24 protein-coding genes are annotated in these 23,071 nt (G+C 41.1%); 11 read left to right on the forward strand and 13 right to left on the reverse strand.

Annotated elements, in window-relative coordinates:
• Positions 1–610, forward strand: a 610-nt coding sequence (locus B4C48_RS02520; protein ID WP_291353944.1) for a glutamine amidotransferase, incomplete at its 5' end; no start/stop codon positions are given.
• Positions 611–684: 74 nt separating this feature from the next.
• Here the strand turns inward: B4C48_RS02520 and B4C48_RS02525 are convergent.
• The 3 genes from B4C48_RS02525 to tkt form a co-directional block, all read right to left on the reverse strand.
• Complete coding sequence (locus tag B4C48_RS02525) at positions 685–1,269, reverse strand: YceI family protein (RefSeq protein ID WP_291353946.1); 585 nt, start codon at positions 1,267–1,269, stop codon at positions 685–687.
• A 360-nt stretch (positions 1,270–1,629) separates the two neighbouring features.
• On the reverse strand, positions 1,630–1,845 hold the full coding sequence (locus B4C48_RS02530) for a hypothetical protein (protein WP_291353948.1): 216 nt from the start codon (positions 1,843–1,845) through the stop codon (positions 1,630–1,632).
• 164 nt (positions 1,846–2,009) lie between these two features.
• Complete coding sequence (gene tkt, locus B4C48_RS02535; RefSeq protein ID WP_291353950.1) at positions 2,010–3,998, reverse strand: transketolase; 1,989 nt, start codon at positions 3,996–3,998, stop codon at positions 2,010–2,012.
• An 842-nt stretch (positions 3,999–4,840) separates the two neighbouring features.
• On the opposite strand from tkt, the gene metK reads away from it, so the two are divergent.
• Entirely contained in the window at positions 4,841–6,007 is a 1,167-nt protein-coding gene (gene metK / locus B4C48_RS02540; protein WP_291353952.1) for a methionine adenosyltransferase, read from the forward strand.
• Between the two features lie 50 nt (positions 6,008–6,057).
• On the opposite strand, the gene B4C48_RS02545 is transcribed toward metK, so the two are convergent.
• Positions 6,058–6,300, reverse strand: coding sequence for a hypothetical protein (locus B4C48_RS02545; RefSeq protein ID WP_291353954.1), 243 nt, complete (start codon positions 6,298–6,300; stop codon positions 6,058–6,060).
• A 320-nt stretch (positions 6,301–6,620) separates the two neighbouring features.
• On the opposite strand from B4C48_RS02545, the gene B4C48_RS02550 reads away from it, so the two are divergent.
• Positions 6,621–6,806: a hypothetical protein gene (locus B4C48_RS02550; protein WP_291353956.1), complete on the forward strand. Its 186-nt coding sequence runs from the start codon at positions 6,621–6,623 to the stop codon at positions 6,804–6,806.
• Here the strand turns inward: B4C48_RS02550 and B4C48_RS02555 are convergent.
• Positions 6,803–7,441: a LysE family transporter gene (locus B4C48_RS02555; protein WP_291353958.1), complete on the reverse strand. Its 639-nt coding sequence runs from the start codon at positions 7,439–7,441 to the stop codon at positions 6,803–6,805. The genes B4C48_RS02550 and B4C48_RS02555 overlap by 4 nt on opposite strands.
• Before the next feature lie 140 nt (positions 7,442–7,581).
• Positions 7,582–8,157 (reverse strand): FxsA family protein, encoded by a 576-nt coding sequence (locus B4C48_RS02560; RefSeq protein WP_291353960.1) that lies wholly within the window; start codon positions 8,155–8,157, stop codon positions 7,582–7,584.
• A 122-nt stretch (positions 8,158–8,279) separates the two neighbouring features.
• Between B4C48_RS02560 and ruvC the strand changes: the two genes are divergently transcribed.
• A complete protein-coding gene (gene ruvC, locus B4C48_RS02565; RefSeq protein ID WP_291353962.1) occupies positions 8,280–8,825 on the forward strand; it encodes a crossover junction endodeoxyribonuclease RuvC in 546 nt (181 codons plus the stop codon).
• A 25-nt stretch (positions 8,826–8,850) separates the two neighbouring features.
• Here the strand turns inward: ruvC and B4C48_RS02570 are convergent, their stop codons facing one another.
• From B4C48_RS02570 to B4C48_RS02580, 3 genes are read right to left on the reverse strand one after another with little or no spacing between them, the layout of a single operon-like run.
• Positions 8,851–9,177 carry a hypothetical protein gene (locus B4C48_RS02570; protein WP_291353964.1) on the reverse strand — a complete coding sequence of 109 codons (327 nt, stop codon included), beginning with the start codon at positions 9,175–9,177 and terminating at the stop codon, positions 8,851–8,853.
• Between the two features lie 38 nt (positions 9,178–9,215).
• The gene (locus B4C48_RS02575; protein WP_291353966.1) at positions 9,216–9,491 is read right to left on the reverse strand and encodes an acylphosphatase; all 276 of its coding nucleotides are present in this window, start codon (positions 9,489–9,491) and stop codon (positions 9,216–9,218) included.
• Complete coding sequence (locus B4C48_RS02580; protein WP_291353968.1) at positions 9,488–10,960, reverse strand: NAD(P)H-hydrate dehydratase; 1,473 nt, start codon at positions 10,958–10,960, stop codon at positions 9,488–9,490. The genes B4C48_RS02575 and B4C48_RS02580 overlap by 4 nt, the downstream gene beginning before the upstream one ends.
• 23 nt (positions 10,961–10,983) lie before the next feature.
• On the opposite strand from B4C48_RS02580, the gene queG reads away from it, so the two are divergent.
• On the forward strand, positions 10,984–12,078 hold the full coding sequence (queG, locus tag B4C48_RS02585) for a tRNA epoxyqueuosine(34) reductase QueG (protein ID WP_291353990.1): 1,095 nt from the start codon (positions 10,984–10,986) through the stop codon (positions 12,076–12,078).
• A 302-nt stretch (positions 12,079–12,380) separates the two neighbouring features.
• On the forward strand, positions 12,381–13,370 hold the full coding sequence (bioB, locus tag B4C48_RS02590; RefSeq protein ID WP_291353970.1) for a biotin synthase BioB: 990 nt from the start codon (positions 12,381–12,383) through the stop codon (positions 13,368–13,370).
• A gap of 41 nt (positions 13,371–13,411) precedes the next feature.
• Here bioB and B4C48_RS02595 read toward each other — a convergent pair whose 3' ends face one another.
• Positions 13,412–13,624 carry a hypothetical protein gene (locus tag B4C48_RS02595; RefSeq protein ID WP_291353972.1) on the reverse strand — a complete coding sequence of 71 codons (213 nt, stop codon included), beginning with the start codon at positions 13,622–13,624 and terminating at the stop codon, positions 13,412–13,414.
• Between the two features lie 333 nt (positions 13,625–13,957).
• Here B4C48_RS02595 and B4C48_RS02600 point away from each other — a divergent pair, with 333 nt between their 5' ends.
• The 5 genes from B4C48_RS02600 to B4C48_RS02620 all read left to right on the forward strand — a co-directional run bounded on the left by B4C48_RS02600 (position 13,958) and on the right by B4C48_RS02620 (position 19,317).
• Positions 13,958–14,491 (forward strand): fimbrial protein, encoded by a 534-nt coding sequence (locus B4C48_RS02600; protein WP_291353974.1) that lies wholly within the window; start codon positions 13,958–13,960, stop codon positions 14,489–14,491.
• Between the two features lie 70 nt (positions 14,492–14,561).
• Positions 14,562–15,293 carry a fimbrial biogenesis chaperone gene (locus B4C48_RS02605; protein WP_291353976.1) on the forward strand — a complete coding sequence of 244 codons (732 nt, stop codon included), beginning with the start codon at positions 14,562–14,564 and terminating at the stop codon, positions 15,291–15,293.
• 50 nt (positions 15,294–15,343) lie between these two features.
• Positions 15,344–17,887, forward strand: coding sequence for a fimbria/pilus outer membrane usher protein (locus B4C48_RS02610; protein WP_291353978.1), 2,544 nt, complete (start codon positions 15,344–15,346; stop codon positions 17,885–17,887).
• Positions 17,878–18,906 carry a fimbrial protein gene (locus tag B4C48_RS02615; RefSeq protein WP_291353980.1) on the forward strand — a complete coding sequence of 343 codons (1,029 nt, stop codon included), beginning with the start codon at positions 17,878–17,880 and terminating at the stop codon, positions 18,904–18,906. Before B4C48_RS02610 ends, B4C48_RS02615 begins: the two co-directional genes overlap by 10 nt.
• A 114-nt stretch (positions 18,907–19,020) precedes the next feature.
• Entirely contained in the window at positions 19,021–19,317 is a 297-nt protein-coding gene (locus B4C48_RS02620; RefSeq protein WP_291353982.1) for a hypothetical protein, read from the forward strand.
• A 608-nt stretch (positions 19,318–19,925) separates the two neighbouring features.
• Here B4C48_RS02620 and B4C48_RS02625 read toward each other — a convergent pair.
• The 3 genes from B4C48_RS02625 to B4C48_RS02635 form a co-directional block, all read right to left on the reverse strand.
• Positions 19,926–21,278: an MFS transporter gene (locus tag B4C48_RS02625; protein WP_291353984.1), complete on the reverse strand. Its 1,353-nt coding sequence runs from the start codon at positions 21,276–21,278 to the stop codon at positions 19,926–19,928.
• 68 nt (positions 21,279–21,346) lie between these two features.
• The gene (locus B4C48_RS02630) at positions 21,347–22,414 is read right to left on the reverse strand and encodes an enoyl-CoA hydratase/isomerase family protein (RefSeq protein WP_291353986.1); all 1,068 of its coding nucleotides are present in this window, start codon (positions 22,412–22,414) and stop codon (positions 21,347–21,349) included.
• Positions 22,415–22,439: 25 nt separating this feature from the next.
• The coding region (locus B4C48_RS02635) for an enoyl-CoA hydratase-related protein (RefSeq protein ID WP_291353988.1) at positions 22,440–23,071 on the reverse strand (632 nt) is incomplete at its 5' end.

A 23,071-nucleotide genomic window follows, 5' to 3' on the forward strand; every position in this document is an offset into this window, starting at 1 on the left:
GCGTTATTTTGAAGCCGGTATCGATGATCTAACCAAGGCTATGCAGCATAAAGGCTTAACCATTATTTTAGGTGGCCCGATTGGGGTTTATGAAACAGAAGATTATCCATTCTTACAACAAGAAATAGACTTACTCAAAGTACGTTTAGAGAATAATTTACCTACGCTGGGTATCTGTCTAGGTGCTCAACTGATTGCCCATGCTTTAGGTGCAAAAGTCTATGCAGGTCATGAAAAAGAAATTGGCTGGAGTAAACTCAGTCTTTCCAGTGCTGAAAATAACCCGCTTAACCCTTTAACGGATACTGCGGTATTACACTGGCATGGCGATACCTTTGATTTGCCTGAACAGGCTGAATTATTGGCCAGTTCAGAAATTTATCCGAATCAGGCTTTTTCAGTCGGTAAGAATATTCTGGCTTTGCAATTCCATATCGAGGTTGCAGCAGACAGCCTGGAAAAATGGTTAATCGGTCATACTTGTGAATTACGTAAAGCCAATATCAACATCCCTTCTTTACGGGCTGACAATGAAGCATATGCGGCTATCTTAGAAACACAGGCCCAAGCCGTATTACAAAGCTATCTGAAACAGATTGCCGCAATTTAATCACACTTTAAAATGAAACTACGGAAACAAAAAAGCACCATCAATGGTGCTTTTTTTTATAAGTTCATTCGTACTTATTTTTTCGCAGGAACAGATGCTTCAGTGGTGATATTCACAGTAATTTTATCACCCACATTTGGAACATAAGCGCCTATACCAAAGGCTGAACGGTTAAATGAAGTGGTTGCATTAAAACCAACCGTTTGCAATTTGGTCATTGGATGCACGCCCTGTTTATTTAAAACTGCATCTAGAACTACAGGTTTCGTTACACCTTTCACGGTTAAATCACCAGTGATTTTGTATTTGTTTTTACCTAAAGCCTGAACTTTAGTGCTTTTAAAAGTAATGTTCGGATATTTCGCAGCATCGAAAAATTCGGCTGTCTTAATATGGTCATCCAGTGCTTTTACATTGGTATTGATGCTTGATACTGGAATGTTAACATTTACTGATGAATTGGCAGGTTTTTCATTATCGACATTAATGGTACCTTGAATGTCAGAAAAGTTGGCAGAAGGTGTAGAAAAACCAAAGTGACTCCAAGAAAAAACTGTTGCGCTATGACCAGGATCAATTTGATAGGCAACCGGTTTTGCTACAGATAAAGTCGCCACTGATGCAACCGCCAGACCTAAAGTTATTGCTTTTAAATTCATGTGTTGTTATCTCGCTTTGGAATGGTTATTAGTGTATACCTTTCTTATTTTAATTCACTGATACAGATAAGACGATATGTTGCAAGAATAGAACAATCAAGACGTTATTAAGATAAGTTTATGCAACGATATCATCTCAATTTTTAATATACTGATAATCCTCATAAATTATTTAAAAATCTAATTTCCAAATTTATATATTTTTAGCCTTTCTATTCATTACTTAATGATTTAATACAAAAATATACATTTTATCTTAGTCATTATAAAAGCCTTGAAAACCGAACGACTCATAACAGCTTATTGTAACTTGCTCCAATAATTAAAGCCCCAGTTGGGGCTTATAAAGACAGGTCATCTTTATAACTTTTCAACCAGAATTCGGTCTATCTGTTTCATCCCGGTATGCTTTTCATGATTTTTACGGCGAATTTTAATCACTTTATCTTCCTGCAAGTCTTGCAATAACAGCTCAACAGCCATCATGCTTTCTAGCGGTAAGTCTTGACCGATCCACTTCTGTTCGCCCGCATCCATCAGGACAATTTCATCATTAATCTGATCATAAAGGCTCATATTTTCCTCACTCTGGCAGCGTACTGCCCTTGATGCTGAATACTTCAATGAATGACTAAATTTTAAACCTTCATCTTTAATCATTCGTTGAAATATCGTTATTGTAAAAAATAAAAAGACGTCCCTGTACTGGGACGTCCTTTTAAACAGTTAACCGAAAGGGATTAAGCTGTAATTTCTTTCACTGCTGCAACCACTGCTTCAGTGGTAATACCGAAGAACTGGAACAGATCTTTTGCAGGTGCAGATTCACCATAAGTGGTCATGCCGATCACGCGACCGTCTAGACCAACAAATTTCCACCAGTAATCCACATGCGCCGCTTCTACCGCAACACGTGCACGAATATGAGATGGAAGAACGGCTTCACGGTAAGCTGCGTCCTGTTTCACAAATTCTTCAGCACATGGCATAGACACTACACGCACGCCTTCAAGCTGTGCATAAGCTTCCATTGCCAATGAAACTTCAGAACCAGTCGCAATGATGATTGCTTTCAATTCGCCTTTTTCTTCAGCCAATACATAACCACCTTTTGCTACGTCAGCAATTTGAGCTGCTGTACGAGTCTGGAATGGCAAGTTTTGACGAGAGAAGATCAACGCTGTTGGACCTTCTGAACGCATTAAAGCAGATTTCCAGGAAATTGCAGCTTCAACGGTGTCACATGGGCGCCAAGTATTTAAGTTTGGTGTACCGCGTAAAGAGGCAATTTGTTCAACTGGTTGATGTGTAGGACCATCTTCACCCAGACCGATTGAATCATGGGTATAGACATGAATCACACGTTGTTTCATCAGTGCAGACATACGTACTGCATTACGTGCATATTCCATGAACATCAGGAATGTTGCTACGTAAGGAATGAAACCACCATGAAGCGCAACACCGTTGGCAATTGCAGTCATACCAAATTCACGTACGCCATAGTGAACATAGTTACCGGCCGGATTGTCCTGAATGCCTTGCGCACCTTTCCATAAAGTCAGGTTTGAACCCGCCAAGTCAGCAGAACCGCCAAGCACTTCCGGTAAAGAAGGTACAAGTGCATGTAAAGTATTCTGGCTTGCTTTACGTGTAGCAATGGTTTCTGCTTTTGCATTTACTTCTGCAATATAAGCATCGGCTTTCGCTACGAAGTCAGCTGGAAGATCACCAGAAAGACGGCGTTTTAATTCAGCTGCTTCTGTTGGGTATTTTGCAGCATAGGCAGCAAATACTTCATTCCAAGCAGCTTCAGATTGAGCACCTTTGTCTTTGGCATCCCAAGCTGCATATACATCTGCAGGAATCACAAATGCTTCGTCACTCCAGCCCAACGCTTCACGGGTTAGAACAATTTCGTCATTACCTAACGGCGCACCGTGGCAATCTTCTTTACCTTGTTTGTTTGGTGAACCCAAACCAATCACTGTTTTACAGATAATAAGAGTCGGTTTAGCAGTTTCAGCTTTAGCCTCTAAAGTTGCAGCACGTAAAGCATCGCTATCGTGACCATCCACTTTAATCACTTGCCAGCCATACGCATGGAAACGTTGTTCTGTATCGTCAGAGAACCAGCCTTCTACTTCACCGTCAATTGAGATGCCGTTGTCATCATAGTAAGCAATCAGCTTGCCCAGACCCAAAGTACCCGCCAATGAACATGCTTCATGAGAAACACCTTCCATTAAGCAACCATCCCCTAAGAAACAGTAAGTGAAATGGTCGACAACCTGAATATCATCTTTGTTGAATTGTGCAGCTAAAGTTTTCTCAGCAAGTGCAAAACCAACAGCATTGGCAATACCCTGACCCAATGGACCAGTTGTGGTTTCAATACCTGGTGCATAACCCAATTCAGGGTGACCCGGTGTTTTAGAATGCAACTGACGGAAAGATTTTAAATCTTCAATAGAAAGATCATAACCGGTCAAATGCAATAACGCATATTGCAACATAGAGCCATGGCCGTTAGACAATACAAAACGGTCACGGTTCGCCCATTGCGGGTTTTGTGGGTTATGATTTAAAAATTCGCGCCAAACGACATCAGCGATGTCTGCCATCCCCATTGGAGCACCTGGATGTCCTGAATTTGCTTTTTGCACAGCATCCATTGCCAATACACGAATTGCGTTTGCAATACGACGTTCGTTAAGCGGGGTTGTCATAGGTCAGAGTCCAACTAAATCGTTTAAAGAAGATGATGAATAGGAAAATTCAAAGCTGGCTATATTGTCTTAAAAAAACAGCAAGGGGTAAAGCCTAATACTCAACATTTCACTATTTATTCGTGACTAGACATATTTAAATGCAGACAGCGTTCAATTTCACAGCATTTGCAGGTACTTAACTCAAGTGTAAATACCTTGACTTATTCAATTTAAAACTTATATATGACATTTTAACGATTATTCTGCTGCATTTTGGTTATTGAGTAGATCATTCAAAGTTATTCATCTTTCACATAATCATTTTTTTCTTGTTCTTTGACAAATTTTCAAGGCGATCTCAAGCTAAATTAAATTTTAACCCTGCCAAGCTATAAAGAAAGGTTTAAAAAGCTAAAAAATGAATTAAATTCACTTTAGATTTAACTAAATGAAAATTTTAATACTGGTTAACTTTAACTTTTCCCTCGCCTTTCCTTTATTCAATTTAATTGTATTAAACTTTGCGTAGTTCAAAGCTTGTTAAAAAACCTAATGTAAACATTTAATATTTATCATTTTTAAATTTATAAAACACTTTTATAAATATTTAGAATAATTTGCGGTCAAACCCAGAAATACTTTTCAAGCGTCGATTAAATATTTACTTAACAAAATTCCTGTTTGGCAAAATTGCAATTATCCAGCTCAATTTTGACTACTTATCAGCTTTTTAGATACGCATATCAATTAAAAAGTCGTTGAATTGAAATAAATTCATCCATTTTTATCGTCTAGAACTAGTCCAAAAGTCTAACTCGATGTAACATATTGCGTCTTTTGAATTAACTGTGATAGGACTTATGCGCGAGTACGCTGTATTTACCTCGGAATCTGTAAGCGAAGGCCATCCAGATAAAATGGCTGACCAAATCAGTGATGCTATTTTGGATGCAATCTTAAAAGAAGACCCATATGCCAGGGTTGCTTGTGAAACGCTTGTAAAAACAGGTGCTGTAGTACTTGCGGGTGAAATCACAACAACGGCTAATGTCGACTTCGAAGCTATTGTGCGTCAAACCGTAAATGGTATTGGTTATCACCATTCTGACCTCGGTTTTGATGGTTCAACCTGTGCCGTAATCAACATGATTGGTAAACAGTCTCCTGAAATTGCTCAGGGTGTTGACCGCCAAAAACCTGAAGATCAGGGCGCCGGCGACCAAGGCTTAATGTTTGGTTATGCCAGCCGTGAAACTGACGTGTTAATGCCAGCCCCAATTTCATATGCACACCGCTTAATGGAAAAACAGGCTGAGTTACGCCGTAATGGTGCGTTACCATGGTTACGTCCAGATGCGAAAAGTCAGGTCACTTTTGCCTATGAAAATGGTATGCCTGTTCGTTTAGATGCAGTGGTTCTTTCAACTCAACACGATCCTGAAATTTCACAAGCGAATCTTAAAGAAGCTGTGATTGAAGAAATCGTGAAGAAAATCATCCCTGCTGAAATGTTCCATGCAGACACCAAATTCCACATCAACCCAACCGGGATGTTTGTGATTGGCGGTCCTGTGGGTGACTGTGGTCTAACAGGCCGTAAAATCATTGTAGATACTTACGGTGGTATGGCTCGTCACGGTGGTGGTGCTTTCTCTGGTAAAGATCCATCAAAAGTGGACCGTTCAGCAGCTTATGCTGGCCGTTATGTTGCGAAAAACATTGTTGCTGCTGGTCTGGCAGATAAATGTGAAATCCAGGTATCTTATGCAATCGGTGTTGCAGAGCCAACCTCTATTTCAATCAATACATTTAATACTGCAAAAGTGCCGGAAGAATTCATTATTCAATTGGTTCGTGAGCACTTTGACTTGCGTCCATATGGCATTACCCGCATGTTGAACCTGATTCAACCGATGTATAAGCAAACTGCTGCTTATGGTCACTTTGGCCGTGAAGGTTCAGACACTGCATTTACCTGGGAAAAAACAGATAAGGTTAAAGCACTTAAAGCCTCTGCTGGACTGTAATTTTTTCATTAAAAAGCCCACATTTGTGGGCTTTTTTATATGATCAATCATTATTTGGTTTGTCCTCCCTGCTGTAGAACTTCTAATAATGACATTTGTATAGGGGTTTCCTGATGGTCCTGCAAATAAATATGGACTATTGCAAAAACCATGACTGCTGCTAGGCAGGTTAAAATACAAAAAATCCAGAAACCGTAAGGACTTTTTATATTATGTGAACCGCAATTTGTGCATTTTTTTTCGGTTGACTCCACAACCTTGTTACAACAGGCACAATGATATTGATATAACATAGCAATACTCCCACCATTTTTGTTTTTATTTTCTACCCTTTTAACTGATGAACTGGAGTCTCAATAAAATCTTAATCCAGTCTTTTTTTAGATACAAGCCTATTGATCAACCCGTCAAAACCACCCCAACAAAAATATTTTTAGCTATCACCTAAGGTATTAATTTTTAATGGAAGATACTCTTATCCAGTAACAACACTCAGAGATATTATTCGTAATACATGGGAAACCCATAACGATTAAATCTGTAGCTTTAAATTTATCTGCGCCCGCCGGCTCTTTTTTTAGTTAAAATAGCAGTGAATAACTTGGAGGATCAAATGGTTCAACTGATTAAAAAAGGCGGCTTACGCGAACGTGCTAACCGCAGTCGTAGCTATCAAGGTTCGGAAAATACTGAAGCAAGCCTGAAACCTAACCGTTATGTACAGCCACAAAAAAATGAGGAAGTCATAACTACTTCCCCATCTATACCCACGTCTGATGAAACGCCCTCAAACAACTAAAGCATGGCAAATGCGTCATACCACAACCAGATGGCAAAAATCAGAAATAATCCGCCTGAAATCATATCAATATAACTGCCAGAACGCTGATAGGCGGTTTTAATTTTTGGTATGGACAAAATCAGCATCAGTAAAGTAAATACCAAGAAGGTTTGTATTGGAATAATAATCGCCAGCTGGTTTTTTAAATGGCTGGAAGCTGAAGAACTTAAGGCCAGTGAAAAAACACTGCTGAAATAAATCAGTGTTTTAGGGTTAGAAAGATTGGTAAATAAACCCAGCAAAAAATGGTTTTTAGAATCAGATACAATGCCTTGTGGATCATGATTCAAACTGGTTTGCTGCTTCAGGGTTTTTAAACCTCCGCTCAACATAGCCCACCCCATACGGGCCAGAAATAATCCACCTACCAACATTAAAACCTGTTGAATCCACGGAAACTGTTGAATAAGTACAGTAAATCCCATCAGGGTCAGCACTACCCAAACCAGAATACCTACAGAAATACCCAGAATAATCTTGAGCGTATTGGTTCTTGAAGTTGAAGCCGAGCTTTTGGCAATCAGCAAAACATCCGGTCCCGGGCTAAGCTGTGCAACAAAATGCAGTGCACAAATGGTCAAAAGCAATGACATAGAAATAGGAGAAATTTTTAAAAGCAGTATTATATCGTTTGTTCAATTTTTTGCATGTACCAATTACCGGGTTCTGCCGACAAAAAGTCGAAACATAAAAAAAGCCGAATCATGATTCGGCTTTCAAAAAGATCAATAATTTATTTATTCACATCTTTCATTTCAATTTTTTTCGCATCAGGTGTTACTTCACGCGCTTCACCATCAATAATGCTGGAATCGTGGCGCTGTGAACCGCCTTGCTGCATGTCTTGCATTTGACGCATCATATCGGCAAATGGGTTTTGGCTCTGAGCATCACCGCCCATATTATTCATATTGCCCATCATGCCACCCATCATTTTATCTATCATGGCCTGCTGGCGTTTTGCCATGGTTTTCATCATGACATTTTTAAATGCATTCTGTACGCTGGGAATCAAGATTAACAATGCCAATACATCGCTGATCAAGCCCGGAATAAGCAGAAAAAAACCTGCCAGAATCTTAGGCAGATTATTGGTCAATGCAGGATCACCAGGCATTTGACCCATTTGCATTTGCTGCATTTGTGGCATCAAACCGGTTGCATATTTACGAATCAGGTTCATACCGATGAAAAAGGCAATTACAAACCAGAAAAATACGTACCACATGCTGCCAACGAGGTCACCCACGCCAATCCAGACAAAAACTTCCAGGATTAAGCCAACCAGTACAATAAGAAATAATTTCATGAAAATTAATCTAATCTCAATAAAATGAATAAAGTGTAGTCATTAACTGCTTAATCACTATCAAGCTTTTTTGCTACGCTTATGTAACAATATGGGCGATATTTTATTTTTAAAGGGTTTGCATGTCACTAATTATCGGTATTGACCCCGGTTCACGCTTAACAGGTTACGGCATCATCGAAAAAGATGGGCAAAAATTAACGTTTGTAGATGCAGGGACCATTCGTACCGAAACCCCGGAAATGCCTGAACGCTTGAAACGGATTTTTGCAGGTGTAGAACGGATTGTGAAATTTCATGGCCCGACCGAAGCCGCGGTTGAACAGGTATTCATGGCACAAAACCCGGACTCTGCTTTGAAATTGGGACAAGCCCGTGGTGCAGCCATTGCTGCTTTGGTGAATCTGGATTTACAAGTGGCTGAATATACTGCCCGCCAAATTAAACAGTCTGTGGTGGGTTATGGTGCCGCAGATAAAGAACAGGTTCAGATGATGGTGATGCGGATTTTAAATTTAAGCATTAAACCTCAGCAGGATGCCGCCGATGCTCTGGCTGCCGCCATTTGTCATGCACATGCTTCAGGCAGTATGAGCAAAATGGCCGTATTGAATGCGCTGGGTGGTATGGCACGAGGCCGTAGCCGTTACACTGTTCGAAGACGTTAAACCTAGTAAAGATATATCAAATAATTTAAAGATAAGGGGCAAAATCTTTGCGCATTTCCTTGATTGAGGGTTGCTTGCTATAAGTAAAGGTGACCCTGCGCCCAAAGGTCCTTATATTCTTTTTCTGATTCGGATCAATTCGGATAAAAATCAGTTCATCTGGCTCATTACGATGGTTGATTTCACAAATCATAATGATTTGATTCTTTTCAATCACTTTATATTGAGGAAATTCTTTTTGCACAATCTCTTTCAATGATTTTTGAGAAGAACTCCCCTCTGCCCGTTGGGTATAGATCACCAGAAGAATACACACCACGACGACAATGGCGACGACCAGATATTTTTCCATGCTGTGCTCCTCAATTATTTTTATTCTGAAACTTACAATTAATCTGCTATTTCAAATATTCTAAAATCGTGCTTTTGATCAAGTTCAATCTGGACAATTCGGGAAACTGTTGCACGTGCGGGACCAGCATGACTACGCTCAATCATGTTTTGAACCAGATCTGCCGGCCCTGCAATTACAGCTTCAACTTCCCCACTTGGCAAATTTCTCACATAGCCTTTGAGTTCCAGTTCTAAAGCCTGCTGTTCAAACCAGCGCCGATAACCCACACCCTGAACCTTGCCCTGAATAATGAGTTTAATCGCCTTATTCATTTGTTATTTCCCTGATTCACCACATGATAAAGCGCTGCATTCATATGATGAGCCTGTAAACCGCGCATGCCTTGCTCCGCCAGCCAATCTCCCGCCAAAGCATGTAAGGTTACAATTTCATGCAGCTGTATTTGCCCGGCAAATTGCGCCTTTAAACTGGCAGTCATACCCGCCAAAACATCTCCCATACCACCAGTTCCCATACCGGCATTGCCTGCGGTACAAATCCAGAGTTGATCTTGCAGAATCAAACTACCAGAACCTTTCAGTACCCATTGTCCGGCATATTTTTCCTGAAGTTGATGAATGGCTGCAATCCGGTCAGCTTCAATTTCTTTTACCGTACAAGCTAACAATTTTGCTGCTTCACCCGGATGAGGTGTGGCATAGCTATCTGCTTTTAATGTTTCAGGATGTTCGGCTAAAAACCACAGTGCATCAGCATCTAGCACCACCTGTAAATGTTTAGCGACATTGATCTTGGGGAACCATTTAAAATATTGCTGTTCTGACCAGCTATCCCGTCCCAGCCCCATACCCAAACTGACACTATCAACATGATCTAGGAGTTGCTGAATCTCGGCTTTGGTCAAGGCATTGATGTCACGCAGCATAATATTGGGTGAACGCGCCAATATCGCAGTGTGATGCTTTTCATGACAGACAATGGTGACTTTGCCTGCACCTGCACTAAAAGCAGATTCCGCCGCCATCATCACCGCCCCGCCCATATCCGGATGACCGCCCACCACCAGCACATGACCATAACTACCCTTATGACCAAAAGCCTCACGCTGCGGCAGTGAAATCGAAGTGGGTGAAAGCTGGGCAAGCGGTTTGAGTTCTGTATCTACAGGAATCAGGGAAATCACTTCAACCTGCCCTGCAAACTCTTTGCCTTGACCGGTAAACAGCCCAGCTTTTAAACCCAGAGCGGAAAAAGTGTAATCTGCCTTGATGGCACAAGGTAAGGGCTGACCGCTATTGGCCTGTAAACCACTAGGTATATCTACGGCGATTTTCAGGCCTGTTTGAACGTTGATATTTTTAATAATCTGTTGCCAGTCAGCATCCAGTTCCCGGTTTAAGCCAATACCAAACAGGGCATCGACATAACAGTCATATGTTTTTTGAAATGCAAACCCTGCATAGATGTTGATTTCTGCATCTACCGCTTCTTGATGGGCGCTGTGTAAATCTTTAGAGACACCTAATTCAGCTGCGTAAATTTCCACATTAAAACCATATTGTTTTAAATATTTGGCAGTGAGATAACCATCTCCGGCATTATTGCCCTGACCACAACAGAGCGCAATATTTTGGATTTTGTGTTGCTGAAAAATGGGAACCAAGCGCTGCGCAATCATCCAGGCCGCTTGCTGCATTAAGGCATAAGAGCTGTTTTGCTGGGCAAACCAGCGTTGTTCCCATGCTTGTACTTCACGGCTATGATAAACTTGCTGAGGCATTATTCTTCCCTTTTTATATCATTATGGCTTCTTCCACATTGTCACAAAAAATTCCTTTAGATCAATATGATCCTGAAGCGCTGAAAGCGTGGATTAAAGTGCAAGCTTTAGAACTTGGCTTCAGTGATTGTGTCATTGCCAAACCGGATGCTCAAGAAGAATTGCCACGTTTTCAGGAATATTTAAAACGTGGCTACCACGGTGACATGAAATTTCTGCAAGAAAATCTGGAAAAACGTGCCAATCCCGCTTTGCTGGTGCCGGGAACCAAAAGCATTATCTGTGTACGCATGAATTATCTGGTGGAAACACCCAAACCACGTTATGTACCGGATGAACCGAATGCCGCCATCATTGCACGTTATGCCCGCGGCCGTGATTACCATAAAACCATGCGCGGTCGCTTAAAGACCCTCGCGACGAAAATCCGGGAAAAGGTTGGAGATTTTGAATCCCGCCCCTTTGCGGATTCTGCGCCAATCTTTGAAAAATCTCTGGCAGAAAATGCCGGCATGGGCTGGACTGGAAAACATACCTTACTCATTCATAAAAAATCAGGTTCATTTTTTGTTCTGGGTGAACTGTTTACTTCACTTGATCTGCCTTTTGACCAGCCAGCGACCTCACACTGCGGTTCGTGTACGGCTTGTATAGATATTTGCCCAACCCAGGCGATTGTTGAACCTTATATGCTGGATGCACGTAAATGTATTGCTTACCTGACCATTGAATATCAAGGCATCATTCCTGAAGAATTGCGCCGCGGTATTGGTAACCGGGTGTTTGGCTGTGATGATTGCCAGCTGATTTGTCCTTGGAACAGTTTTGCCAAGAAAGCCACAATTGAAGATTTTAACCCGCGACATGGTCTGGATCAGGTGAGTTTACTGGACTTATGGCATTGGGATGAACCGACCTTTTTAGCCAATACTGAAGGTAGCCCACTACGGCGTACTGGTTACCAAAGCTTTATGCGTAATATCGCGATTGGTTTGGGTAATGCTCCGTTTTCTTCGGAAATTATTGAAACTTTAAAGCAAACTCGCGACCTGCATGATGAGATTGTGCAAGTCCATATTGATTGGGCGATTCGCGAGCAACTGGCCAAATCCAGTTAAATTTTGAGTCAAAATTAACAGTGTATTATTTATTTTTCATTTTCTAGATCCTGACAAAGTTTTGCTTTTAGAAAAAACATAATGTCAAGATCAACACAAATTTTAAAAGACCATAAAAAACTTTGCAAGGATATTTATAAAAAATAGCTTCAGTTTGTAACTAAATATACAATCTTACATTTGTAATAAATGACAAAAATTAATCGTTAGATACTATCAGCTTTGGTCGTTTATGCCTTTGGATTTGGCATAAATTATGTATGATAAAAGCCAATAACGAAGATGATTATGGAATTTCACTAATGAATGTACGTAATGACTGGACACGAGAAGAAATTCAGGATTTATACAACCAGCCTTTTTTAGATTTGATTTTTGAAGCACAGCGCATTCATCGTGAACATTTTGCTGCCAATACCATTCAGGTCAGCACTCTGCTTTCCATCAAAACCGGAAAATGCCCGGAAGATTGTAAGTACTGCTCGCAGTCAGCACATTATGACTCAAAACTGGAAGCAGAAAAACGCATCGCTGTCGATAAAGTGATTCAGGAAGCCAAAGAAGCGCTTGCTTCTGGTTCGTCACGCTTCTGTATGGGCGCTGCATGGCGTAATCCGCATGAACGCGATATGCCGTATGTGCTGGAAATGGTGCGTGAAGTGAAGTCACTAGGACTAGAAACCTGCATGACGTTAGGCATGCTTAATCAGTCTCAGGCAGAACGTTTAAAAGATGCCGGTCTCGACTACTACAACCATAATCTGGATACCTCACGCGAATACTATTCCAATGTGATCAGTACCCGTACTTTTGATGACCGTTTAAATACGCTGGATTTTGTCCGTCAAGCCGGCATGAAAGTATGTAGTGGTGGAATTGTCGGCTTAGGTGAAAGCAGTCAAGACCGGATTGGTTTATTGCATGAGTTAGCGACTCTAGCCATTCACCCTGAATCTGTACCGATCAATATGCTGGTACCAATTGAAGGCACGCCGCTTGCTGATGTTGAAAAACTGGACATTACTGAGTGGATTCGTACCATTGCGGTTGCCCGAATTATTATGCCTAAAAGTTATATTCGCCTGTCTGCAGGTCGCGAATCTTTATCTGATGCTGACCAGGCACTGGCTTTTATGGCAGGTGCTAACTCGCTTTTCTCTGGCGAGAAACTGCTTACCACCCCAAATGCCGGTGAAGGTAAGGATAAACAGTTATTTGACAAATTGGGTTTAATTGCAGAAAAAGCCAAACCAACGATCAAAGAACTCTCGGTCGATGCCATGGCGAGTTAAACCGAGTAGTAAATAAAAAAGCCCATATTGGGCTTTTTTATTTACAGGGAAGTAATCAAAAGACCATAACGCGCATTTAAATAATTTCCTTTACGAATAATATCTGCGCCATTAGCGTGATAAACCACCAGCTCTTGAGTCAAAGTGTCATAACTGAACGAATCAAAACAATCCTGATGGTGGCTTAACCAGACCAAAGTGTCGGCTAATTGATCAGTTACAATGTAAGTATCGGCAGTAAAATCAATGCTCATAAGTTAAATTTCAAGCCATTTTGAATGCATATTGTAACATTTTTGACCTTTTTGTAATTTTTTTTGTAAATTTACAAAAAAAATTTAAGCGATTATTTAGCCTCAATATTTTAGATCTTTTACTTTAGAATAAAATTAAATGTCTATTTTAATTTAGTTATTATTCATTCAATAAGTTTTGTTTTTTTCATTTTTTTTGCCCTCCCGGCCTTCAATCTTGTTTTGCATTTTTTTTATTTTATGTGAACCAGTTTACATTTTTTATTTTTAAGAATAATCTTCGCTCTACCAAGTTGATCAACAAAAAAAACTTCTTCCGACAGAGTTAACACCATGAAAAAAATCGCATTAATCGCTGTTCTTCCTGTACTTGCTATCACTCACGCTAACGCTGCTGACGGTACCATCACTATCAATGGCCTGGTTACAGATAAAACTTGTAATATTGTAAATAATGGCGGCAAAGACTTTACGGTGACTTTACCGACAGTTTCAAAACAGTCATTGGCAAATGCGGGTCAAGTTGCAGGTCGTACACCGTTTACCATTAAACTTGCGAACTGCTCTGAAGGCAAGGTTGCCACTTATTTTGAACCTGGCACAACCGTTGATGTCAACTCTGGCCGTTTAAAAAACCAAGATGCAACAGGTGCACAGAACGTACAAATCCAATTATTAGGTTCTAACAGCCAGTTTCTTCCAATCACTACGGCTGGTGCAAATGGTGCTCAAGCGAACTCCCAATGGGTTGACGTAGCGAAAGGTGGCAGTGCAGACTTGAACTACTATAGCGAATACTATGCTACTGGTGCTTCTACTGCTGGTAAAGTTACAACTTCTGTTCAATATACAATCATTTACCAATAAGTACTGGTTCAATTCCTGAGTTAAGTTGAATATTCAACTTAACTCTTTTGTTTTTCACTGGGTGGCTTTAATGATTAATCAATTATCTTTTTGGAAAAAATGCGTTCTTGCTGCTGTACTCCCTATCAGCGCTGCCCATGCAGAAATTATCATTCATGGCACACGTGTTATTTACCCTTCAGATGCCAGAGAAATCACCTTACAAGTGAGTAACAGTGGGGAAAAGCCTTCGCTGGTTCAAGCCTGGATTGATAATGGCGATGCCCAAAGCACGCCCGATCAAAGCAAAGTTCCGTTTATGATTACCCCGCCTATTTCTCGTGTCGATCCGAATAAAGGACAATCGCTCAGAATTACAGCATTACCGAATGCGGCGCAGTTGAATCAAACCCAGGAAACCCTGTACTGGTTAAATGTTTTAGACATTCCACCAAAACCGACCAGCAAAAACCAAAAAGCTGAAGATAGCGATAACTTTTTACAGTTGGCGATTCGTTCACGAATTAAATTCTTTTATCGTCCTGCAGGAATGAAAGAAAATGCTGAACAGGCACCGACAAAGCTACAATGGAAGATTCAGGCCAATACCCTTGAAGTGAAGAATCCCACGCCTTTTCATATTACCTTGACCTCTGTTTTGCAACAGCAAGGTGCACAGCGTATTGAAACGCTTCCTGAAGGACTCGTGTTGAAACCTTTTAGTAGCGAAAAAATAGTCTTAAAAACCACCAATACTGAAAAAATGACTTTTACCACCATCAATGACTTTGGTGGCCGTGTAGAGCACAACATTAAACTTTAATCAAGTATTCAAAAGTTTGCTGGATATCCCTGCATTTACAGGCAGAAATTATGTATAAACAACACCATATCTTCAACTGGCAGCGTATTCGATGTTATGTTGCGTATGGTGTATTGACGTTATGCATTCCTGTATCCACGCATGCTTTGGAAGATGTAAACTCCACCAATCAAGAAGCTGAGTTCGATACCACTTTCCTGATTGGTGAGGCTAAAAAAATTGATATTGACCGCTTTAAATATGGCAATCCTATTCTCGCGGGTGAATACAGTGTCGATATTTATGTGAATGGCAACTGGTTTGGCAAACGCCATCTGGTGTTTAAATCGAGCGACAGTAAAGAAAATGCCTTTACCTGCTTTACCGCAGCGAAACTGCTGGAATTTGGGGTCAAACAGGAAGTACTGCAACATAAAAATGCTGATCCAGATTCGCAAAGCTGCCTTCGCATTGAACAATGGATCGATCAGGCCAGCTATGAATTTGACACGTCCAAACTGCGTCTGGATATTTCCATTCCTCAAGTGGCTATTGAGAAAAATGCACAAGGTTATGTCGATCCAAGCGTATGGGATCGCGGTATTAATGCAGGATTTCTCTCCTACAATGCCAGTGTGTATAGAACCACGGATAAACTTGAGAACAATCAAGAACGCATAAACGCTTTTACCTCCATTAATGCCGGAGCCAATCTAGGCGGCTGGCAATTGCGTCACAATGGGCAATGGCTCTGGCAGGATCAGGCAGAAAGTCAGGATTCATCATCCAGCTATGAAGTCATAAATAGCTATGTACAGCGCGCCTTCCCCAAATACCGTGGAGTACTCACCCTGGGTGATCATTTTACCGATGGTGAAATTTTTGACTCATTTGGTTATCGCGGAATAGATTTTACCAGTGATGACCGTATGCTTCCCAATAGCATGATTGGTTATGCGCCTCGTATTCGCGGCAATGCCAAATCCAATGCCAAAGTTGAAATACGCCAGCAGGGACAATTAATTTATCAAACCAGCGTTGCACCCGGTCATTTTGAAATAAATGATTTATATCCGACCGGATTTGGCGGCGAACTTGAAGTTTCAGTTATTGAAGCCAATGGACAGATTCAGCGTTTTTCAGTGCCCTATTCTTCTGTAGTACAAATGCTTCGTCCTGGATTAAGCCGCTACTCGATTACTGCAGGGCAATTTCGTGATCAAGATATGGATTCAGCGCCCTGGATTGTGCAAGCAAAATATCAACGCGGTTTAAACAATTACCTGACGACTTATGCAGGAATTCAAGCCGCAGAACGTTATTCCGCAGCTACCTTAGGCAGCGCTTTTGCTACACCCATCGGCGCGATTGCTCTGGATATTACCCAGTCAAATATGGACTTTGATTATCGACCGAAGGCTTCAGGTCAAAGTTACCGGATCAGCTACAGTAAACTCATCAGCTCGACAGATACCAATTTCACGCTTGCGGCTTATCGTTATTCGACTGAAAATTTCTTTAAATTACGTGATGCCCTTATTTCGCAACAACTGGATGAAAAAAGCATAAGTTCTGAAAATATAGGAAAGCAGCGCAGCGAATTCCAGATCACGCTCAATCAGGGTTTGCCTACCGGCTGGGGCAACATTTATGTACTGGGGTCTCTGGTTGATTACTGGAATAAAAATGAAACCACCCGTCAGTATCAATTAGGTTATAGCAATAATTGGGGACGTTTAAGCTATTCGGTTTCTGCGCTCAAAAAACAGGTTCAAAATGAAGTGAGCAAACAAAGCCGTGATGACACCGAATATATGCTCAGCCTTTCCATGCCACTCAGCTTTAAAAAACATTCAATCAATATTAATTCGATGAGCACTAAAACCACCCAGACTCTAGGTGTAAATGCGGTAGTCAATGAACGTTTGAGTTATGGTGCGACTGCTTCTGGTGAATTTGATGATGCTGCTAATTTGAATGTCAATGCACAGTACCGCACCAATGCCATTACCCTGGGTGGCTCGTATAGTTATTCAGATACGTTCGACCAGATCATGCTGAATGCCCGCGGTAATATTGTGGCACATAAAAAAGGCCTGTTATTCGCTCCCGACCAGGGCCAAACCATGGTTTTGGTCTACGCACCCAATGCAAGTGGGGCAAAAGTAAATAATGGCGTGGGACTCAATATTAATAAATCGGGCTATGCGGTCGTTCCTTATGTCACACCCTATCGCCTGAATGATATCAGCCTTGACCCGCAAAATATGTCAACCAATGTGGAACTGGAAGAAACCAGTCAACGTATTGCGCCATTTGCCGGTGCCATTGCACAAGTCAGTTTTGCCACTAAATCGGGTAAAGCCATCTATATTCAAAGCACTCAGGCCAATGGTGTCTCCCTTCCTTTTGCATCTGATGTTTATGACAGTCAAGGTCAAAATATAGGTATGGTCGCACAAGGCAGTTTGGTTTATTTACGTAGCAATACCTTAACGGACCGTATCCAGATTAAATGGGGTGAAGCTGAAGATCAGCAATGTCATCTTCAATATGATGTGTCTAAAATGCCCAATGATCAGAACATTTTAATGACGGAGACAATATGCCGGTAAATTACAAGTTATTCAGTAATGTACTGTTTTGCATCTTGGGTTTGGGCATATCCCAGCACGGTGCTGCATTCTGTTATGATGCCACTTTAGGCTGGGGAAGTCTGACTTCAGTTGATGTCAATATGGCGGTCGGACGTGTTGTAGTCAAACCTAGCGATGCAGTAGGTACTATTTTACGTAAAGCGACATTTCCTATTGTTCCCAATAATTCAAGAGTTCGCTGTACCTCTTATTCCGATAAAATTTATGCCGATATTAAACAGGGTTATTCTTTAAGTGTTTTAGGACAAAATATTTACAATACCAATATTCCCGGTATTGGCATCCGCTTATATCGAGAAGCCGAAGATAGTGCTAACTTTTCAGGCTACTATCCTTACCAAAAAAATCTTGATCCTTTAATTCCCTACAGTCTGGGACAAGGTTATTTTGTGGTAGAAATTATTAAAACCTTAAATAACTCAGGTTCAGGTAGCCTCGTTCCAGGTTTATACAGCAGCTACTATGTTTCTGGTCTTGAAAACAAGCCCTTATTAACCAGTACGGTTTATGGCAACGCGATTACTATTGCTTCATCTTCATGTGAAATTCAAGGCAACATCAACAAAACCATCACCCTGCCCAGCGTAAAAAAATCAGACTTTAAGGGTGTAGGCAGCACTCAGGGCGAACAGACCTTTGATGTCGATATTTTGTGTAATGGCGGAAGCAACAATACGGGCGTCAATGTGGAAAGTAGAATTGGCCTCAGCTTTGATTATCCAGCTGAGACCAACACTACAAATGTCTTAGCCAATACAGCGACGACTTCAAAAGCCAATGGTGTGGGCGTACAACTTTTAATGAGTGATCAAAATAAAGTTATTAGTAAAGGTGAAAAAATTAATGTCGGCAATGTAAATTCGAACCAGATTCGCCAATATAATTTGCCCATGAAAGCACGTTATTATCAGACAAATAGTGAAGTTTCCGCAGGAAATGTAAAAGCTATGGCAACCATCACAATCACGTATGATTAATTGACCTGCATCACACTTTATCAATTATTTTCATATAGAATTCAAAACAACTTGATTTTAGTAATATGTAAAGGTATTTATTAACTATAGAGCATCTCTTCTAAGGATTGTGAGATGAAGTTAATAAAATACTTTTCTGGTTTTTTTTGTGCCGCTGTGTTGTGTAATAGTACCGTCGGACATGCTGAAAATATTGAGTTTCAGGGCAATATTGTAGAGTTTAGCTGTGCAGAAAATTCACAAAATAAAGACTGTAAAAATATTTACGTTTTAGCCTCAGACCTTCGCCAACTTTCAAATATAAATACGCAGGCTAAAATTTTAAAAAATTCCAACAATGAGATCGCTCAACTACAAGTTGAAAATCTTAATCAAGGCTTACATAAAGTTTTATTGATCAATTATTATTAACCTTTAAAAAAAAGAATGAGCTTAAAGCTCATTCTTTTTTGCTATAAATCGAATTAAATTAAAGTGATTTATTGACCCCACACTTTCTGCATTCCTTATGTTCCCCAATTTCTTCCATGTGTTCATATTCATACACATGTAAGCAAAATAATTTCATAAGTAATTGAAGCATTTTCCAAACTCCCTTCTGATTGTTTTAAAAAATTCGGCTTTTTTTTAAAAATATTTCATCCCGAAACATCAATATGATCAAAAAAAGATCACTCTTATTTATTACCATATTTTTATAATAATTCAAATAACTTAAACTTAATTTTTCAAGAAAATTACAAAATAAAAATTCCATTTCAATCTTTAAACTAGCAGGATTAAGTTTGCCGAAAGGAAATCTTAAATAAATCCAGAATGTTCATATTTATGAAAAATAGTTGAATCTAAAGATATTTGGATATAACGCAGGATACACAGCTTAAATCATTAACCAATAGGTAAAATTAAACCGGAGCTCAGCCAGATGTTCTGGTCTTGGAAAAATCTCCTGTTCCCAAGACCAGAAAGAAGGCTTCATTTCACTGTTCAATGATTTAATTGGTTAAATTATATGGATATTAAGGACGGGATAAGTCCGTTTCTGCAGCATTTTTTACCGTTACTTTGGCGTGGGGAATGCTGAACTTATCACGCTTCATAAAACACGTACAGAAGATCGCAAATATAGCCATGCCTATAATGTAGTTAATAATCAAATGAGGACTGCCCTCACCCACACTTAACAGCTTAGTGGCAATCAGGGGAGCTAAGCCTCCGCCAATGACTCCGGCGAACTGCACAGAAATTGAAATGCCGCTATATCGAATTTCAGTCGGGAATTGTCGGGCGAATAACTGCGATTGCGGTGCATACATCAGCGGGAAAACCACACCAATGGCGAGTACGATTGCAGTCCAGACCAAGAGTGGGTCTTTGGTATCCAACATACTGAAAAATGGATAGCAATAAAGTGCAAGGACCACCAGACCAAACATGAACATATTCCTTTGACCCATCTTATCCGAGAGATGTCCGAATAAAGGTGTCATAATCATAATCAAGCCACCTCCGCAAATCGTGGCAAATAGAATGTCTTGACGGGGAATTCCGAGTTTTGTCGTGGTATAGGCGAGTGCGAAGGTGGAAGCAATATAGAACCATGCATTCTCAGCGGCACGCGCAAAAATAATGGTTAAAAGCTCTCGTGGATGATTTTTAAACACTTGCAAAGCCGGTACCTTAATTTCTTGTGCCTGGTCTTTCACTTTTTCAAAATCTGGGGACTCAGGTACTTTGACCCGGATATACCAGCCCACCCCTAACAGGACAATACTGGCAACGAATGGAATTCGCCATCCCCAGCTAAATAGGCTGGCTTCTGGCAACATAGACACCAATCCAAGCGCGATTGATGCAAGCATGAGTCCACCACCTGCACTGGCCTGAGGTAAACTGCCCCAAAATCCTTTGCCTCCCTCGGGTGCATGTTCAACTGCCATTAAAACGGCACCGCCCCATTCTCCTCCCATAGCCATGCCCTGAATGAAGCGCAGGATAACCAGACATACCGTAGCCCAATAGCCGATACTTTCATAAGTCGGCAATAAACCAATGAGTACGGTGGGAATACCCATCATAATTAAAGTAGTTAATAACATGGCTTTACGGCCAATTTTGTCTCCAAAATGACCAAACACAATTCCGCCTAAAGGTCGGCCAATAAACCCCACTGCATAAGTCGCAAATGCAGCCATTACACCCATCAATGGATCTAGATTAGGAAAGAAAAGTTTATTGAAAATTAGTGCGGCCGCGGCACCGTAAATAAAAAAATCGTACCATTCAATAGTGGTGCCGACCATACTGGATACACCCGCCAAACGGTGCGAAGACTTCTTAGTTTGAGACTGTGGTGGTTGTTCGGGTTTCATATCTATCCCTCTTATATTTTTGAGCATAGTCATCCATGACCCACTTCGTTATTTAAAATAAATTCCGATTATTTATAACAAAGCGGATCTATCTGTTGCTGAGTCCATGCTGGCCAGATCTTTTGCAAGGTCTTTTCAAATTTTGCATTCTCGGTTCGCCATTTTGGATTTTTGTCCTTATCAATAATCAGTGCACGAACGCCTTCAATAAAGTCACCCTGCTCTAACCAGATATCTTGCAAGTCGCGTTCTAACTGCATGCATTTTTCCAATGATAGATTTTGACCGGTCTGCTGTAACTTCAAGCTGGTTTGCTTGGCCATGACCGGACGCTGCTGCAAAATTGCCAGCATTTTATTAGCCCATTCCTGATCAGTTGTGTTACTTGCATGAGCAAGACTCTGTTCAATCTCCTCCAGGTCTTGATAGCCAAAATGCTGATTAATATGCTCTATACGTTTTTGCAGCTCGCTTTCTACCGGATGCGTAATATAGCCACTAATGATCTTTTGGATTTCTATCGGGTTTAATACCGGCGCTGCAATCAATGCCGCTTCCAGTTCAGCAAAACGCTCACTTGGCACATGATAATCCCCCAGATCCAGATACAGCGCATCACTGCTACTGATCTGCTCACCAGTCAATGCCATATAGACACCGACTTCATCCAGTCGGGACAGAAAATGCGTTGCACCGACATCCGGGAAAAAACCAATCGCAGTTTCGGGCATGGCAAAACGTGATTTTTCACTGCTCACTTTAATATGACAGGCCTGAGACAGTCCAAAGCCTCCACCCAGTACATAGCCATCCATCATCACGATCACGGCCTTTGGAAAATTACGCAAGGTGCTCAGCATCTTATATTCAGTGGCAAAAAAATCCTGATATTGGGTATTGCCGGCCTGATAGCTGTCATACAGATAGCGGATGTCGCCTCCAGCACAAAACGCCTTGGGACTGTTGGAATTGATCAGAATCGCTTGTACCTGTGGTTCATGTCGCCACTGATCGAGTTGCGCCTGAATACCCTGAATCATCGACAAGGTTAAGGCATTTAAATGGCTGGTGCGGTCCAGGCTGATAATGCCCAGACCTCCTGCGACCCGAATCGCTAAATTATTTTCATTACTCATTATTTTTGTTCCTATTATGAATTTCTTATTGATGGGTAAATTTGGCTGGGCGTTTTTCCACAAAGGCCTGCATGCCTTCCTTTTGATCGGAACCTGCAAAAATGGAATGGAATACCCGGCGTTCAAAGCGCAGGCCTTCAGCCAAGCTCACTTCAAAGGCCCGATTAATTGATTCTTTAATCATCATCACGGCAGTAAGCGACTTTTCAGCAATTTTTTCGGCAGCTTGCAGGGTTTGTTCCAGCAATTCTTCCTTGGCAAATACCCGGGCCACCAAACCACTTTGTTCCGCTTCCTGCGCCCCCATCTGGCGTGCCGTCAGGCACATTTCCATGGCTTTGGCCTTACCAATCGCCAAAGTTAAACGCTGGGTACCGCCAATGCCCGGCAACACGCCTAAGGTGACTTCAGGCAAACCAAATTTTGCATTGTCGGCGCAGTAAATAAAGTCGCACATTAAGGCCAGTTCACAGCCACCACCCAAGGCATAGCCACTCACTGCGGCAATTAAAGGTTTACGGCGCTGGGCAATTCGATCGGCCAGACTGAAAAAATCATCCAGATAAATTTGCGGAAAATTCAGATCTGCCATTTCTTTAATATCGGCACCGGCAGCAAAGGCTTTTTCCGAACCGGTAATCACAATACAGCCAATTG

Origin of the sequence: Acinetobacter sp. UBA3106, from assembly GCA_002365595.1 — a bacterium.
Lineage (GTDB): Bacteria > Pseudomonadota > Gammaproteobacteria > Pseudomonadales > Moraxellaceae > Acinetobacter.

Coding starts and splice junctions, on each gene's coding strand:
- B4C48_RS02525 (WP_291353946.1), bottom strand. CDS start 1,269: ATGAATTTAAAAGCAATAACTTTAGGTCTGGCGGTTGCATCAGTGGCG.
- B4C48_RS02530 (WP_291353948.1), bottom strand. CDS start 1,845: ATGAGCCTTTATGATCAGATTAATGATGAAATTGTCCTGATGGATGCG.
- tkt (WP_291353950.1), bottom strand. CDS start 3,998: ATGACAACCCCGCTTAACGAACGTCGTATTGCAAACGCAATTCGTGTA.
- metK (WP_291353952.1), top strand. CDS start 4,841: ATGCGCGAGTACGCTGTATTTACCTCGGAATCTGTAAGCGAAGGCCAT.
- B4C48_RS02545 (WP_291353954.1), bottom strand. CDS start 6,300: ATGTTATATCAATATCATTGTGCCTGTTGTAACAAGGTTGTGGAGTCA.
- B4C48_RS02550 (WP_291353956.1), top strand. CDS start 6,621: ATGGTTCAACTGATTAAAAAAGGCGGCTTACGCGAACGTGCTAACCGC.
- B4C48_RS02555 (WP_291353958.1), bottom strand. CDS start 7,441: ATGTCATTGCTTTTGACCATTTGTGCACTGCATTTTGTTGCACAGCTT.
- B4C48_RS02560 (WP_291353960.1), bottom strand. CDS start 8,157: ATGAAATTATTTCTTATTGTACTGGTTGGCTTAATCCTGGAAGTTTTT.
- ruvC (WP_291353962.1), top strand. CDS start 8,280: ATGTCACTAATTATCGGTATTGACCCCGGTTCACGCTTAACAGGTTAC.
- B4C48_RS02570 (WP_291353964.1), bottom strand. CDS start 9,177: ATGGAAAAATATCTGGTCGTCGCCATTGTCGTCGTGGTGTGTATTCTT.
- B4C48_RS02575 (WP_291353966.1), bottom strand. CDS start 9,491: ATGAATAAGGCGATTAAACTCATTATTCAGGGCAAGGTTCAGGGTGTG.
- B4C48_RS02580 (WP_291353968.1), bottom strand. CDS start 10,960: ATGCCTCAGCAAGTTTATCATAGCCGTGAAGTACAAGCATGGGAACAA.
- queG (WP_291353990.1), top strand. CDS start 10,984: ATGGCTTCTTCCACATTGTCACAAAAAATTCCTTTAGATCAATATGAT.
- bioB (WP_291353970.1), top strand. CDS start 12,381: ATGAATGTACGTAATGACTGGACACGAGAAGAAATTCAGGATTTATAC.
- B4C48_RS02595 (WP_291353972.1), bottom strand. CDS start 13,624: ATGAGCATTGATTTTACTGCCGATACTTACATTGTAACTGATCAATTA.
- B4C48_RS02600 (WP_291353974.1), top strand. CDS start 13,958: ATGAAAAAAATCGCATTAATCGCTGTTCTTCCTGTACTTGCTATCACT.
- B4C48_RS02605 (WP_291353976.1), top strand. CDS start 14,562: ATGATTAATCAATTATCTTTTTGGAAAAAATGCGTTCTTGCTGCTGTA.
- B4C48_RS02610 (WP_291353978.1), top strand. CDS start 15,344: ATGTATAAACAACACCATATCTTCAACTGGCAGCGTATTCGATGTTAT.
- B4C48_RS02615 (WP_291353980.1), top strand. CDS start 17,878: ATGCCGGTAAATTACAAGTTATTCAGTAATGTACTGTTTTGCATCTTG.
- B4C48_RS02620 (WP_291353982.1), top strand. CDS start 19,021: ATGAAGTTAATAAAATACTTTTCTGGTTTTTTTTGTGCCGCTGTGTTG.
- B4C48_RS02625 (WP_291353984.1), bottom strand. CDS start 21,278: ATGAAACCCGAACAACCACCACAGTCTCAAACTAAGAAGTCTTCGCAC.
- B4C48_RS02630 (WP_291353986.1), bottom strand. CDS start 22,414: ATGAGTAATGAAAATAATTTAGCGATTCGGGTCGCAGGAGGTCTGGGC.